Origin of the sequence: Escherichia sp. TW09308 (assembly GCF_000208565.1) — a bacterium.
In the GTDB taxonomy this organism is placed as follows: Bacteria; Pseudomonadota; Gammaproteobacteria; order Enterobacterales; family Enterobacteriaceae; genus Escherichia; species Escherichia marmotae.
On sequence record NZ_AEME01000001.1, the window covers coordinates 153,745 to 169,260 of the forward strand.

At 51.0% G+C, this 15,516-nt stretch carries 13 protein-coding genes and 1 pseudogene; 2 read left to right on the forward strand and 12 right to left on the reverse strand.

Annotated elements, in window-relative coordinates; all coding sequences use genetic code 11:
* Position 1: 1 nt before the first annotated feature.
* Positions 2-736, reverse strand: a complete 735-nt coding sequence (ycgR, locus tag ESM_RS0100860) for a flagellar brake protein YcgR (protein ID WP_000020127.1) — start codon at positions 734-736, stop codon at positions 2-4.
* Positions 737-935: 199 nt separating this feature from the next.
* Between ycgR and ESM_RS0100865 the strand changes: the two genes are divergently transcribed.
* Positions 936-1,190, forward strand: a complete 255-nt coding sequence (locus tag ESM_RS0100865) for a GlsB/YeaQ/YmgE family stress response membrane protein (protein WP_000511315.1) — start codon at positions 936-938, stop codon at positions 1,188-1,190.
* A gap of 49 nt (positions 1,191-1,239) precedes the next feature.
* Here ESM_RS0100865 and ESM_RS0100870 read toward each other — a convergent pair whose 3' ends face one another.
* The 10 genes and pseudogenes from ESM_RS0100870 to dhaK all read right to left on the reverse strand — a co-directional run bounded on the left by ESM_RS0100870 (position 1,240) and on the right by dhaK (position 12,982).
* Positions 1,240-3,210, reverse strand: a complete 1,971-nt coding sequence (locus ESM_RS0100870; RefSeq protein ID WP_001211197.1) for a TonB-dependent receptor plug domain-containing protein — start codon at positions 3,208-3,210, stop codon at positions 1,240-1,242.
* A 25-nt stretch (positions 3,211-3,235) separates the two neighbouring features.
* Complete coding sequence (gene modD / locus ESM_RS0100875) at positions 3,236-4,090, reverse strand: ModD protein (RefSeq protein WP_000576285.1); 855 nt, start codon at positions 4,088-4,090, stop codon at positions 3,236-3,238.
* Positions 4,087-4,899: a class I SAM-dependent methyltransferase gene (locus tag ESM_RS0100880; RefSeq protein WP_000903986.1), complete on the reverse strand. Its 813-nt coding sequence runs from the start codon at positions 4,897-4,899 to the stop codon at positions 4,087-4,089. Before ESM_RS0100880 ends, modD begins: the two co-directional genes overlap by 4 nt.
* A 9-nt stretch (positions 4,900-4,908) precedes the next feature.
* Positions 4,909-5,667, reverse strand: coding sequence for an ABC transporter ATP-binding protein (locus tag ESM_RS0100885; protein ID WP_000173307.1), 759 nt, complete (start codon positions 5,665-5,667; stop codon positions 4,909-4,911).
* Positions 5,664-6,650, reverse strand: coding sequence for a FecCD family ABC transporter permease (locus ESM_RS0100890; RefSeq protein ID WP_001261268.1), 987 nt, complete (start codon positions 6,648-6,650; stop codon positions 5,664-5,666). Before ESM_RS0100890 ends, ESM_RS0100885 begins: the two co-directional genes overlap by 4 nt.
* Positions 6,650-7,671: pseudogene (locus tag ESM_RS0100895) on the reverse strand (iron ABC transporter substrate-binding protein). The gene ESM_RS0100890 and the pseudogene ESM_RS0100895 overlap by 1 nt, the downstream one beginning before the upstream one ends.
* Positions 7,672-8,008: 337 nt before the next feature.
* Positions 8,009-9,706, reverse strand: coding sequence for an alpha,alpha-trehalase (locus tag ESM_RS0100900; protein WP_000804567.1), 1,698 nt, complete (start codon positions 9,704-9,706; stop codon positions 8,009-8,011).
* Between the two features lie 133 nt (positions 9,707-9,839).
* Positions 9,840-11,258, reverse strand: coding sequence for a dihydroxyacetone kinase phosphoryl donor subunit DhaM (dhaM, locus tag ESM_RS0100905; RefSeq protein WP_001516535.1), 1,419 nt, complete (start codon positions 11,256-11,258; stop codon positions 9,840-9,842).
* A gap of 10 nt (positions 11,259-11,268) precedes the next feature.
* Positions 11,269-11,901 (reverse strand): dihydroxyacetone kinase subunit DhaL, encoded by a 633-nt coding sequence (dhaL, locus tag ESM_RS0100910; RefSeq protein ID WP_001516534.1) that lies wholly within the window; start codon positions 11,899-11,901, stop codon positions 11,269-11,271.
* Positions 11,902-11,911: 10 nt separating this feature from the next.
* Positions 11,912-12,982 carry a dihydroxyacetone kinase subunit DhaK gene (gene dhaK / locus ESM_RS0100915; RefSeq protein WP_000733746.1) on the reverse strand — a complete coding sequence of 357 codons (1,071 nt, stop codon included), beginning with the start codon at positions 12,980-12,982 and terminating at the stop codon, positions 11,912-11,914.
* Between the two features lie 226 nt (positions 12,983-13,208).
* On the opposite strand from dhaK, the gene dhaR reads away from it, so the two are divergent.
* A complete protein-coding gene (gene dhaR, locus ESM_RS0100920; RefSeq protein ID WP_001014478.1) occupies positions 13,209-15,128 on the forward strand; it encodes a dihydroxyacetone kinase operon transcriptional regulator DhaR in 1,920 nt (639 codons plus the stop codon).
* Between the two features lie 37 nt (positions 15,129-15,165).
* Here dhaR and ESM_RS01000000123630 read toward each other — a convergent pair whose 3' ends face one another.
* Positions 15,166-15,348, reverse strand: a complete 183-nt coding sequence (locus ESM_RS01000000123630) for a hypothetical protein (protein WP_016248797.1) — start codon at positions 15,346-15,348, stop codon at positions 15,166-15,168.
* Positions 15,349-15,516: the final 168 nt, after the last annotated feature.

Genomic DNA, 15,516 nt, shown 5'->3' on the forward strand with positions numbered 1-15,516 from the left:
CTCAGTCGCGTATTTTGTCTGCTTTCTCCCGGGCTTCCCGTTCGAGTGAGAAAATAATTCGCTGTAATTGCCGCTCCACCGTCGGGCCGACGTTAAGAAAACGAAAGCTCAGACGGGGAGTGGAGATGGTTTCATTTTTGCCATCAATCAATTTGCGTTCGCTGATAGCCAGTAACTGGGCGTCAAAGTGAAAAACTCCCCATTGTCCCATGTTGACCTCAATCTGTGCGAAGCGCATGCCTTCGTGCAATCCGGCTGGTTTTTCCGTTTCCAGCAATGCGCCCATGCCACCTAACGATAAATCATACAGGCGAAAACGTAACGTACTGTTATCTGCCAGTTTGGTCTGGCAATAATAAGGCGGATGAAGTGGGGCGGAGATGCGAAAATATCGGCGTCGTTGTACAAACCATAAGGCGGGAGGGAGTGTGGTGATGAACGCAGGAAGCTGCAAATACTCACTTTGCTGTAATTGTTCAACAGTAAACTCGACTTTCGCCCCCTGAGTTTCGGCGGTAATAGTAATGTGCTGCGCTTTAAGCGCTGCATTATTGTCTTCTGGTTGACTGCCGTGATCCAGCACCAGTTTATCAGGGCTTATTGCCAGTATTTTGCTGATCAACTGACCGCCTGACCAACTGATACGCAAGGGAACAGCGGCTTTGTGCAAATCGCGTAAAATGCCCAGGACTGCTAACGGATTTTGTTTCAGGAACTGCTCATGGTAATGACTCACGCGGAAAAACTCCTGACCGACAAACTGTCTTTGGTTTATCGGTAGTGATTAACAAAACTTAATACAAATGCGTGAATATTTTTTACACGTTGTTCTTAAATCAACCGACAGACGCCAGCATCGATCCAGCCCTTGCCTATACTTAGAGCGTTGACGTAAACATTTTCTGCGTCCGATTCATCGAAACGAGGGCCTGAACATGGGAATTATTGCCTGGATTATTTTTGGCCTGATAGCCGGCATTATCGCCAAGCTGATCATGCCAGGGCGTGATGGTGGTGGATTTTTCCTGACCTGTATTCTCGGGATAGTCGGTGCGGTTGTCGGCGGCTGGCTGGCGACCATGTTTGGCATTGGCGGTTCCATCAGCGGTTTTAATTTGCACAGCTTCCTGGTGGCGGTGGTCGGCGCTATCCTGGTTCTGGGGGTATTTCGCCTTCTGCGAAGAGAATAAGATTTTCATAAGGCGGATAGCGGTGCTGACGCCGCTATCCGCTTTCAAATCAGAACGTATACTCCACACCTGCCCAGAAATTACGCCCTTCTTCAATAAACCCTTCGCTGTAGGCATATTTCGTATCAAACAGGTTATTGACGGACGCATTGACGCTGAAGCCATGACCTAAGGCGTAATCGGCACGAATGTGGGTCACCGCAAAACCGGCGGCTTTTTGTGAACCGTCGCTGTTGCTGTAACTGGAAGAACGCGCCTCTTCCGACAGCGTTACGCTTAACGGCTCCCACGGTTTGAGTGTCATCCATGCAGTCATTGTCTGTGTCGGCAGATCGGTTATCTTGCCGATATCTTTGCGTTTGGCATCGGCATGAATCAGAGCGTAGCTCAATCCTACATCCAGTACATTGCTGATTTTCCCCTTAATACCGGCATCCAGGCCACTGTAATCTACCGTGCCGCTGTTCTGGTTTTGAATGGTATCGGCATCGATATTGTGTGAAAGGATGGCGTCACTTACCCGGTTATAGTAAACGCTGACTTCAAATCCCCAGGCGCGGGTGAAAGCGCCATTCCAGGTTAAATCCACTCCGCGAGCGCGTTCTGGCTTAAGTTGTGGATTAACAATGGCTATCTGGTTATACGCCGGTTTGGACGTGGTATAGCGTTCTTTCAGTGTCGGGAAGCGCGTGCGGTCATAGTATGAAAGCGCCAGCGTGTCTTCATTGGCAAAGTGGTATTTCCCCATCACCTGCCAGTTAAAAGCTGACTGATTGTTGTCGTCATAATGGGTGATGCTGCCATCTTTTTCGTGTTTTTTCGCTTCTACGCTATCACGCCAGTCATAGCTGATCCCGGCCACAACATCCAAATTATCAGCAGCAGCCCATTGATATTCACTGGCGAGCGACCAGGTACGATCTTCATAGCGATCGTAAGCGGCGTGAGGTGCACCTTTTTCCCGGTGTACGTCATCCTTCCAGTTAACGGCAAACGACAGCAGATCGTTTTCACGTACATCGGCCGCCAGTTGTAATCCGGCACCATCGCTGTAATCGGAATAGTGACTATAGCTACCGTTTTTACTTTTCAGATCGGCCAGCGAGTTGTACATCATGAGCGTATTTTCAAAGGTGTCGCGATACAGCCGGCTTTTCAGGGTAAAACGGTCGTTTAGCTGTGTGGTTCCCTGATAGTAAAAACTTTCTTTGTCATACTCCGGCCACTGCCAGTAGCGTGACTTTTGGCCACTGTTTCCGCTGTATGGCGGGTTGTCTTTTTCGCCATCCTGCTTAATGTAAGTCAGCGTGTATTCATCGTTTTCACGCGGTGTAAAACCGAGCTTCACAATGCCGCGTTTGTCATCGGCAGATGAGTTAATCATCTTGCCGTGCTTGCCTGCAATATCATTATTAACACCGTGTGGCAGGCCGAGAAAATCCTGTTTTAGCTGGCTGCCGCTGACTTGCAAGTATCCCAGATCGCTGCTGGCGGCAAATGAAGCGTGCATATCGTAGGCGTTGTCCTGACTACGGCTCCATCCCTGACGATATCCCAGACTCGCTTCCAGCGGTTTGGTCGGTTTCTGAGTGGTGATGTTTATGGAACCCCCCATCTGATTAGGTCCCTGTAGCAGTGAGGAATACCCTTTGGAAACTTCGACCGCGCCCAGATTGTTGGTTAAAATCCGCGCCAGATCGAGGTTACCATCATAGGGAACATAAATGGGGACGCCGTCGAAATAGACCGGCACCTGACGGCTATCAAAACCACGAACTTTGACCTGTTCTTCGTTGCGGCTGCCTGATTTTTGCAGCACCACGCCGGGAACGACACTTAATGCCTGAGCAACATTTTGTTTATCCAACTCCTTTATGGTGGGTTGATCGAGAATGGTGGTCGTCGTCGATGATACAGGGCTGGACCATACAGTCAGTGTATCGCTCTCTTGAGCTGCTACGGCCTGCTGGGCAAGTGCAATTGATAATGCTGTGCAGAGATAATGTTTTTTGAATCTCATAAAATAAATTCCGTTTAATAAAGAATTAAAAAGAGGCTTTGGGTTTCAGACTGACTTTGATATCAGCCGGTGCCGCGTAATAAGGCGCGGAGGTAATAAACAGTCGGATGCCACAATCGAGGTAATTTTTGAGAGTTGTCAGATTAATTCCACCCGTCAGAGCCAGCGTGCAGTGAGGAGCCAGTGACGGTGCTTTTTGCGCAATTTCCGTTGCCTGCTGCGGACTAAATTTGTCGAGCTGAAGTACGTCTGGTTGCGCGCGTAACGCGGCAATTGCCTCTTCAGGCGTATCGGCTTCAACAACGATTTTCTTCTCCGGTGCGTGGCGACGTAACTGAGCGATTGCGCCCGACCAGTCCTGCTTGTCGGCAAGAAAATGACGGTGGTTGGCAAACAATAATATGGTCTCCGCACATCCGGCACGGTGAATCAATCCCCCTGCGGCCAGAATTGCCTGCGCTGCCAGTAAACGGGTGCCGGGGATCGCTTTTCTGGTGCAGGCAATATTGCCATCGGAATAACGTTCGCGAAGCAGCATCAACATTTGAGCGAGATAATCAGACACGCCGCAACTCCACTCCAGCACGTTCTGGACTGCTTTCCACCCCTGATGAAGTGCTGCGGCATTGCCATGTGCCCGGATTAGACGCTGACCCGGGTTCGCTAGTGAACCGTCGCTGACAGCATCATCGATGGTTAATCCCAGCGTGGTTAACATCTTGCAAGCCACCGCCACGCCACTGACGCAGCCGCCCTGGCGGTGAAAAAAATCAATAACACCAGGCTGTTCACCGATGCCTAATGCACGTGTGGTCAGGTCACCTCCCTGGATATCCTCCAGAAGTAACGCATCGATTTGTGCCTGAGAAATGAAAATCATCGCAGTGCCTCCTGTGGCACGCTGTCCCACCAGATGAGTGCCCAGTCGCGGCTGGCAGGGGCGAGGGCGCGAGCATCCTGTTGTTGATACCAGCGATATAACCGTTCGCGTTCATCGTCGTTAAGCGTGCCGAGACTCCAACTGACGTTCTGCTCAAAACGTTCCCAGGTACTGTTATCCTGTTGGCAATTTTGCCCACGGATAAAATCAACGTGCGCATAAATTCCCATCTGATACAGCACGTTAAGTGCAAAGATATAGTTGGGTAATTCGATCACTTCCCGACCTGCCGCCCGCTGGATGGCAGGGGAGACGAACGAGGTACTGACAAGATGGGTGGTATAGACGCGTAACCGTGCCTGATTATTCAGTTTGGTCATCGCCTGGCGCATGTCAGCCACCAGCGTGGATCGGGAAGCCACGGCAATATCGCAGCGTGGCAGGTCACTCCAGTCCTCTTCCCAGGCGCGTTGGATCCAGTGGACATTGTCGGCCTTCATCGCGGCGGCGCGACGGGCGGCAACGTTCAGCATCCCCTGACTGTAATCAACGCCATAAACGGTAGTGACTTTATCAGCCAGTGCCAGTGACACAGTGCCCGGTCCACAGCCCATATCGAATAAGGAATTTGCGCCCTGCAGGTCAATTTTAGCGATCAGTTGTTGCAGATAGCTGTCCGTTGGCGAGGCGCAATTCTCGGCCATTTTTTCCGCCCGTTGATCCCAGTGATCTGGCGTTTTTTCTGTTCGGTGAGCCAGCTTTAATTGCTGAAGATAAAGGTCTGCAAAATCAATATCATCAATGAGCATGATTGTTCCTTAGCGTTTAATGGCAGAGAGGTGATGATGAATCTGGGCGGCGGAAACCCGATACAGGGCTGCCAGTTTGTCCATTGTCAGTTGTTCAGCCGGTAAGCCTTGTGTTACGCGTCCATCTGGCTCAACCCGGATAACGCTGTCGGCAATGGCGTTAGCATGTAGCGGATGATGGGTCGACATCAGCATCGTCATTCCGTTATTTTTTAGCTGCGCCAGGGTGTCCAGCAGTTGGATCTGATGACCAAAATCGAGGCTGGAGGCAGGTTCATCCAGTAACAACAAGCGTGGTTGCTGAAGCAGGGCGCGGGCGATTAATGCCATCTGGCGTTCACCGCCGCTAAGGGTATTCCAGCGCCTTGTCGCCAGATGCGAAATACCCAGCTTTTCCAGTTGCTCTGTGGCTTTCAGGCGTTCTTGCTTACCGGGGACGGAAAACGTCCCCATTATTGGAGTCAGTCCCATTAACACCATGTCCAGTACACTGAAAGCAAAAACACCGTCGTGCGCTTGCGGCACCCAGGCAATAGCTTGCGCGCGCTGGTGATGGCTAAGTTTCTGAACAGGTACGCCATCCAGCAAAATCTCGCCACCTGACAATGGAATCACGCCAAGAATGGTGCGCATCAGCGTAGTTTTACCGCAGCCATTGGCTCCCAGCAGGCAACAAATTGATCCCTGAGACAGGTTGAAGGAAACGTCGTGTAGCACCGGATGGCGGGAGTAACCCAGAGAAGCATGACGGACGGCAAGCAAAGTCACTGGCGACCTCCGCGTAACAACAACAGCAGAAAAAATGGTGCACCAACAAAAGCGGTCAGAATGCCGAGCGGGATTTCTGTTGTCCCAATGCTTCGCGCCAGTGTGTCGGTGAGCAGAAGCAGAATGGCACCTGTAGACATCGCCACAGGCAATAGTTGCTGATGGTTGTGACCAGTCAACAAGCGGGCAATATGTGGGACGACGAGGCCGATCCAACCAATAATTCCTGCTATTGCCACTGTGCTGGCGGTGATTAGCGTGGCGCAGATAATCAACCCTAACCTCAGGCGCGCAACATTCAGCCCCAGCGAGCTGGCTTCATCGTCGGAAAGTGTGAGTAAATTCATGCGCCAGCGGAGGAAAAACAGGGGCAGGGAGCCAATTAGAATGATCGGCGCAGCGTAGTAAAGATCACGCAAGGTTACGGTGGACAGCCCTCCCAGCAACCAGAAGGTTATTGAAGGTAACTGGGTGTAGGGATCGGCCAGAGTTTTTATTAGCGAAATTCCGGCTCCGCATAGCGTACCCAGCGCAATACCGACCAGTACCAGAGTTAAGACCGGATCGTGGCGGGTAACCCGGCGTGTAATCAACCAGACACCCGCGACGACCAACAGTCCGCCGCAAAACGCGTACAGTTGGATGTAAACAATCGATAATCCCCACAGGATTGCCGCGCAGGCTCCGAGTCCGGCACCCGCGGAGACACCCAGAATATCTGGTGAAACTAAGGGATTACGGAACATACCCTGATAGGTGGTTCCCGCCCCCGCCAGCGCAGCGCCCAGTAACAGCGCAGCAAGAATGCGCGGTACGCGGATTTGCCAGAAGACAATGTGTTCCTGCACTGGGACATCTTCTTGACGAAGAATGAGCGCCAGCAACTGCTGCATATCGAGATGATAAGCCCCACTTACGGCAGCAAAAGTGATGCTGATGGCTGCCAGCAGCAAAAGCAAAATAAACCCGTTCACTGTTCTCATTAGCTCACCACCATTTTTTGATAGTCGGCGTCACTTAATGTGCAATGCCAGAACAGTTGGGCGTAACGCTGCATATCATCTTTAAACTGGCTGTTGACTACGGGATCGAGCCAGGCATGCAATCGGCGTAACCCCAAAAGGCGATTGATTCCTGGTGGGGCATCCAGCCAGCCAAAGGGCAAACCAGTTAAAAATAAGATGCGTCGTTCCGCGACAGCTTTTACCCCCTGCCAGAGCGTGTCGTTACGGATAAAGTCAGCAGTGACGGGATCCTGAACCAGAATAATATCCGGCTGCCAGCGCAGCAGGTTTTCCATGGATACTTGCGCCAGCCCATGACGATCGGCAATTTGTGCAACATTGTGCAGACCTAATAATTCTGCCGCCTCAGTATGCAACGAACCTTGTAAACCTGTTTCCAGCCCCCGGGCACCACGCGCGGCATAAAAGCGAATGTTGGCAGCGGGCGAGGCGGCGAACGCCTGAGCTTCACGAACGAAACGGTTGGCGAGACTGGCTTGTTCTGCGGCGCGGTTTTCTTCGCCTAACGTTTTGCCCAGTGTTGTTAACTGTTCTGCGGATTGCTCCAGTTTCCCGTTAAGCAATAACCAGGGGATTTGTGTCTGCTCGCTAACCTGCCGGGCCTGGGAGATCCAGGTGTCATCTGTATTGCCGCAATCAACGACCAGATCGGGCTGCAATGCCATCAGCCCTTCCATCGAGAGCGAACTGGCGCGCCCGGCAAGCCGCCCAAGTTTAGGTAAATGGCGAATCGCCGGGGGTAATGGAATAGCCGCTTCGCGGGCAAAGTCAAAGGAAGAAAAACCGACCAGTTTTTCCGGAGCGACAGCCAGCAAAAGCAGATCCGCAGGCGCACCAGCGCTGACTGTGCGCGTAATCTTTTTGCGTCGGGGAGCATCGGTGAGGCCCAGAATTTAACGGGTTGTGCAAAGGACGGCAAATGATACAGGAGCAGGGTGGATGCAAGAGCCTGCGTAAACATCCGTCTGGTTAGTGGCATGAGTAATATCCTGACAATCAAAACCGCTATATATTTACATATATATCGATAAAGATCATGTTTGATATCAAGATTTATTTAAAGAAACAGATTGGTCTGCTTATTTGCTAAACAGCATTTTGTTTAACAAGAAAAATTATCAGGGAGAATGGGAGACAGACAAAAATATAAATAGAATCGTAATGATTAATAAATTGATAATGCAAGATTTAACGCTTGCTCTGATATAAGACGGCTAAGGTATAGAACGTATAATGAGCGATTTTTGATATTTCATGGAAAAAATGGGCAATGCCAATTTAATGTGCGGAATGACATTGCCCGATATACAGTAAATTTAAGGCGTAGGTTCCGCCTCTTTTTGTTTAACCGGCGGTGTTGTTGATTTACTGAGTGGGCGACTTGCCGGAACGTTGTCACACGGTTGCGCTTTCGGGCAGATCAAATCCAGCATTTTCAGCGTCACGCCGTTGGTCCAGCCAAAGCCATCCTGCAACGGATATTCGCCACCGCCGCCACCTGTTCCGGTGGTGCTGACATCATATTTTTCGACCAGCTTTTTCTCCCGGTCATAAGTGTGTTGAACATTGGTCAGGAAATTCCAGCTAATATCCATCGCCACCTCATTTTGCCCGTAGTTTTGTAATCCTTCGGTAGCAACCCATTGCAACGGTGCCCAGCCATTTGGCGCATCCCATTGCTGTCCACTTCTCACCGAGGTGGTGTTCAGTCCGCCAGGTTGCAGCAGATGCGTTCTGGTCGCCGTTGCCATTTTGCTGGCACGATCTTTCGCCGCAGCGTTGACATACAGCGGGAACAGGGCGGCGGCAGTTAACTGATTGCGTACTTTATGGCTCTTCAGATCGTAATCGGCATACCAGCCTTGCTGGTCGTTCCACAGGTATTTTTCGATCCCTTGCTGACGGGCATTGGCTAATGTTTCATATTGACTGGCCATCGCGTTATCCCCGGCGGCTTTACTGGCGCTGGCGAGAATTTTTTCCATTTTATACATCAGACTATTAAGATCGACCGGCACAATGCTGGTGGTGCGCAAGGTATTTAACTGCTGTGGATTATCCATCCAGCGCGAGCTGAAATCCCAGCCAGATGCGGCGGCGGAACGCAGGTCGCGATAGATTTCCGTAGCGGGGCGACCGGGATTGCTTTTGGCTGTGGCGATATCTTCCACCCACGATTCCGGACGCGGTGTATCGCGGTCGTCCCAGTAGCGGTTAAGGATAGTGCCATCCTTGAGCTTTACAACGCGTTTTTCCTGTTGCCCGGCTTGCAGGTTTTCAACGCCGTCCATCCAGTAAGCATATTCTTTTTGCAGTTGCGGCAGATACTGTTTCAACGCTGCATCGCCTTCATGTTGTGCCAGTAACTCCACCATCAGGGCAAAGAAGGGTGGTTGTGAACGGCTCAAATAATAGCTGCGATTACCGTTTGGAATATGTCCGTAAGTGTCTATTTCATAGCCAAAATTCGCCACCATATCCGCAACTTTATCCCAGTGACCGCTTTCAGCAAGCCCCAGCATAGTGAAGTAGCTGTCCCAGTAATATACTTCCCGGAAACGCCCCCCCGGCACGACATAGGGTTTCGGCAACGGCAGCAGAGAGTCCCATTTTTCGGTGCTTTCGGTTGTGCGGGTTAATACCGGCCAAAGCCCATCAATATGTTCACGTAGCGACTGTCCCTTTGGTGGGATGTGTTTCTCGCCTTCTTTTGGCAGGGAGAAATTGACTTTCACGAAGTGACGCAAATCAAACCCGCTCTGGTTCTGTTGCATCCGGTAATCAGCGAGGATCATCAGCGGATCGCTGTTTGGCACGGCGTCGGCAAAGGTTTTTTGATCCGGAAAAAGTTTGGCGTTTTGTACATCGTCAAACAACGGTCCCAACAAAATATCAGGCGATTGTGGTGTGACGGCAATTTCTTCCGCCTGTGCCGATAGCGCGGCAAAACACAAAAAAAGTGTGGTGGGAATTAACGCCATTCTTTGTGGATGACGAGGGACACGTGGTTTCATCAATCATTCTCCTTTGGCGATACCGAACAAAACGGTATTCAAGTATCAGAAAACCTTAGTTCAGGATCGCCGTAAGGACATGATTGAAATCTTATTCTGCGAACTGACAGACAAATCTGACGGAGAATCTAATTTAACTCTGATGCCTGAAGCGTTGTGCTTTTACATCCAGGGTTAATGTCTCTTCAGGTTGTAGCGCATACAGTTTCTCGCCCTGCTGACAAACCCAGCCAATGCCCAGTTCACGGGCAATTAAGGCGCTGTGGGATACCGGGCTTCCGGCGCTAAGACAGATGCCTTTAACGACAGTCGGGTCCAGTTGCAACATGGTGGAAGGGTAAATATTCTCCGCCAGTAAAATAGTCGGCGCGCTAAATTGCGGCAGTTCTTCTTTCGTCTGTGTCAGGTGGAGCAGGGTACGATGCAGAAGATCGTCTACATCAATATAGCGAGCTTGCAAATATTCATCATCAAGCTGCTGATATTGCTGGCTAAGTTCTTTAAGAACCTGCTGCCAGGCATATTCTGCTGTGCAGTGTTCATGCTGAAGGAGTTCGCTTGCCGCCGCCAGTAGCTCAGGATCGTCTAACAGAGTATGGTGGCCGGAAAAGATCGCGGCGATATCGTCGAGCCCGTTTGCCTCTGCCTTTGCCGATAAGGCCATCAAATCTAACAATGTGAAGTCAATCGCCTGGCGTAATCGTTCCTGTTCTTGTTCCGCTGTCAGAGTTGATTTCGCCTGCACTGTGCATAAAACCGGTTGATAATAGAAGGCTTTACCCGTGACAGGAGGGACTGGGCGCAGAGTCGGTGGCGCTATCTCTTCCGTTTCACCAAAGTTATCTTCAGCCAACTGGCGGAAAGCGGCCAGCGCCTCTTCAGCTTCAGGCCCTTTCACAATCAGGCGCAGAGTATCGTTATAGCGGACTTGTAACAGCGCAATCTGGTTAATACTTTCCGGCGTGACGCATTTACCGTTTTTCTCCAGCAACATGTCCGCATTAAATACCGATAAGGTATAGACCAGTCGGGAGGCCGGGCGCACGTGGAGGCCGTTACGGTTTTTAATCACCACCGCCAGAGAACGAGCTTCTTCATCGTGCGGAGGGCATATGTCAGAGATTTCACTGTCGGATGACGGTAAACCCAGTTGTTCGCGTTTGGCTTCCAGCGCATGCATTGCGTCATGGATAACCTGGTTGATATCCGCACCTGACGCCGCGCTGACCGTCGCAGCCAGCGTCCCTTCAACCAACGGTGCGGCGCACAACCGTACTTTTGCGGCGATCTCTGGCGCAAGCAATTCCAGTGCGGTTTCTGCACTCAATAACGCGCTCCCCATATCCATCATGACCAGCACATGGTCGGCATCGGCAACGGATTCGATGGCTTCCATCACTTTGACGGCATCGGTGCCGATGGGATTTTGTGGATCATCAATCCCCGCGGCAACGGCGATTTTACAACTATCGCTCATCAGCATCTGACGGGCTAATTCACCAACACCTTCTCCCAGTCGGGCGCTATGTGAAACTATGACCAGGTTTACCATCACCAATTCCTTACTCTTTCGCGGCTAAAGCCAGCATTTTCATCATAAACATCACGGAGGTCGCGCCAGGATCCTGGTGACCGATACTGCGTTCACCGAGGTAACTGGCACGGCCTTTGCGGGCTTGCATCGTAATCGTGCTTTGTGCAGCGGATTCAGCGACGCTGCTGGCAGCGTCGAGCGCCGCCGGAACAGAGAGATTTTGCTCGCAGGACTGACGTAACGACTCAACCACCGGCACCCAGACATCGCACATGGTCTTATCGCCGGGCTCGGCTTTTCCCCGGCTGATTACGCCATCCGCACCATCGCGGAACATCTGATAAAGCTCTTCCAGCGTCAGGCTTTGTCGTGCCTGAGTTACCTGTGCGGCGCGAATAAAAAACGTACCGAACAGCGGACCACTGGCACCGCCGACGCTGGAAAGCAACGTCATACCGGTATTTTTGAGGATGAAACCAATATCCTTGTCCTCGATGGCGGGTAGTTTCTCCACCACTTTGCTAAAGCCACGATTCATATTCAGCCCGTGGTCAGCGTCACCAATTTCACGGTCAAGGCTGGTGAGATAATCGCTCTCTTTGCTGAAAATTTCTCCACAGCGAGTGAGCCAGTTAACAATCTGTGTTCTGCTCAGTGACATCATCATCTCCTTATTTACCCCAGTTGAGTGCCGGGGTATGGACCGGGGCGTCCCATAGTGCCAGCATTTCGTCATCAACTTTCAGTAAGGTGATAGAAAAGCCGGACATATCCAGTGAGGTGCAGTACGCGCCAATTAAATTACGCTCGATAGTCAAACCCGCTTGCTGACAACGCGTGGTCAGGCGGTTATAGACGCCGTATAGCTCAGAAAGCGGTGTGGCACCAAGATTGTTGACCAGTGCAATCACCCGATCGCCAGACTGTAGCGGCTGTTTGGTTTGCGTCTGTTCCAGCCAGTTTCCTTGTTGATAATCCCAGAAACGCAGCGTGCGATGATATGCGCCATTTTCCAGCAGGGTATCGAACATTTCATCGACGGTTTGATTAAGGGAAGAGAAGGGGCGACGGTCAATACCTGGTTCACCATGAATGCCAACGCCAAACTCCATCTCATTATCCGCCAACGTAAAAGACGGTTTGCCTGCGGCAGGAACGGTACAGGCACCGAGGGCGATACCAATTGAGTGACCCTGATTATTCAACTTACGCCCCAGTTCTGCACAGGCGTCCAGTGAGTCGCCACGTTCCGCCGCCGCACCCACCAGTTTTTCAATTAATACCGTGTTGGCAACGCCGCGCCGCCCGGCGGTGTAAAGACTGTCTTTCACCGCAACGTCGTCATCGACAACCACTGTGGTGACTTTTACGCCGCTGTCGTGCAGTAATTCTGTTGCTGTTTCGAAGTTAAGAATATCGCCGGTGTAATTTTTGATAATCAGCAGCACACCTTCGCCGCCATCAATTTGCATGGCACATTCAAAGATTTTGTCTGGCGTCGGAGAGGTGAATATTTCGCCAGGACATGCCCCCGAGAGCATTCCCTGGCCGATATAACCGCAGTGCATCGGCTCGTGTCCGCTGCCGCCGCCCGACAGTAGAGCGACTTTTCCTGCAACGGGTGCATCAGCTCGGGTGACATACAGTGGGTCCTGATGCAGCGTCAGCGAAGGATGGGCTTTCGCCAGCCCTGCCAGTTGTTCGTTCAGTACGTCTTGCACATCATTGATCAATTTTTTCATTATTTTGCTCCAGCATTTACGGTAGGGCATGGATGATGTTCAACGATACGGCGACCACTGACTGCCGATGAATCCATTGTGCATCAGGCAAGGGAAAAGAAAATTAACCCAAATTGCGTTTCATAATGGAACATATGCTTTAATGAATGTTTCATATTGAAACTTGGATGTGTCTTAATACTAAAAATTGCGAGCCGGAACACCTTTTGTCATAAGTGAGCGGAATATGAATGGCAGTTTTAACGACGATAGCCGGGGGCTTTCTCCCTTAATTGCAGCCTCCTGGGAGCGATGCTGTAAGCTGATGAAACGGGAGTTATGGAGCAAACCGCACCAGGCACAGGGCGTAACATTTGCTTCTATTTGTCGGCGTAAAAAGGCGATGCTGACGCTCGGGCAAGCGGCGCTGGAAGATGCCTGGGAATATATGGCACCCCGAGAGTGCGCCCTGTTTATCCTTGATGAAACGGCCTGCATTCTTAGCCGTTATGGGGATCCGCAGACGTTGCGCCAGCTCAGTCTGCTGGGATTCAGCGACGGTACATATTGTGCTGAAGGGATCATTGGCACTTGTGCATTATCGTTAGCGGCTATCTCCGGTCAGGCTGTGAAAACGAAGGCCGATCAACATTTTAAGCAGATGCTTTGGGATTGGGCATTTTGTGCAACGCCACTGTTTGACAGCAAAGGGCGATTGACGGGGACGATAGCCCTGGCGTGTCCGGCTGAACAATCAACGGCAGCCGATTTGCCGTTGACGCTGGCAATTGCTCGCGAGGTGGGGAATTTACTGCTGACGGACAGTTTGCTTGCTGAAACTAATCGGCATTTAAATCAGCTTAACGCCCTGTTAGAAAGTATGGACGATGGGGTGATTAGCTGGGACGAGCAGGGTAATTTGCAATTTATCAATGCTCAGGCGGCGCGTGTTTTGCGTCTGGACGCGACGGCAAGTCAGGGCAAGGCGATCACTGAACTGTTAACGTTACCCGCCGTTTTGCAACAGGCAATAAAACAGGCGCATCCGCTCAAACATGTGGAAGCGACCTTTGAAAGCCAGCATCAGTTTATTGATGCGGTCATTACCCTTAAACCGATAATAGAAACGCAGGGAACCAGCTTTATTCTGTTGCTGCATCCGGTGGAACAGATGCGGCAATTGATGACCAGTCAATTAGGTAAAGTTAGTCATACATTTGCCCATATGCCGCAGGACGATCCGCAAACCCGCCGCTTGATTCATTTTGGCCGTCAGGCGGCGCGCAGCAGTTTTCCTGTTCTACTTTGTGGGGAAGAGGGCGTTGGTAAAGCCCTGTTAAGTCAGGCAATTCATAATGAAAGCGAGCGGGCAGCAGGGCCTTATATCGCCGTCAATTGCGAGTTATACGGTGATGCGACGCTGGCGGACGAGCTTATTGGCAGCGATCGCCCGGAGAACGAAAATGGTCGCCTGAGTCGGCTGGAACTGGCGCACGGCGGCACGTTGTTTCTTGAAAAAATTGAATATCTGGCAGTGGAGTTACAGTCTGCTTTATTACAGGTTATCAAGCAGGGGGTTATCACGCGGCTGGATGCGCGGCGTTTAATACCGATTGATGTCAAAGTCATTGCTACAACGACCGCGGATCTGGCAATGCTGGTGGAACAAAATCGCTTTAGCCGGCAACTTTATTACGCGCTGCATGCGTTTGAAATTACTATCCCGCCGCTGCGTATGCGGCGCGGCAGTATTCCGGCGTTGGTGAATAACAAGCTGCGCAATCTCGAAAAACGTTTCTCAACCCGCCTGAAAATTGATGACGATGCGCTTGCCCGCCTGGTTTCTTGTGCATGGCCCGGCAATGATTTTGAACTGTACAGCGTCATCGAGAACCTTGCCCTGAGCAGCGATAACGGGCGAATTCGCATCAGTGATTTGCCTGAACATCTGTTTACCGAACAGGCGACAGATGATGTCAGCGCCACACGTCTTTCAACCAGTCTGTCATTTGCGGAAGTCGAAAAAGAGGCAATTATTAATGCAGCTCAGGTTACGGGCGGACGTATTCAGGAAATGTCTGCATTACTGGGGATTGGTCGCACTACGCTGTGGCGAAAAATGAAGCAACATGGCATTGATGCGAGTCAGTTCAAACGCCGTGGATAGTGGGAGAGTATGTACTCTCCCGTCTATGACTTACTAATTAATAGCGACTATGACCAGGGCTGCCATGATTTGGCCCACCATTTGAGGGGGGCATTGGCTTACCGGAGGCCGCAGGGCCACGAGGGCCATCGCTGTGGCGGTGATGATGGTGAGGAACACAAGCACTTAACAGGCTGGCGAAGACAATTGCTAACAGGCTGAAGGTAAATGTTTTTTTCATGACAAACTCTTGAACGGTTAATGCACTGTGATTGTTATCACATAAAAGCCATATTGTTAATATTGCCAGGAGTCTGATTATGAATTTCGGTAACTCAGAATTGGAAGTAGCAGCGTAGCAGGTAAAAAAAAAGCCATTATGTGCAACTCACATAATGGCTCATTATTA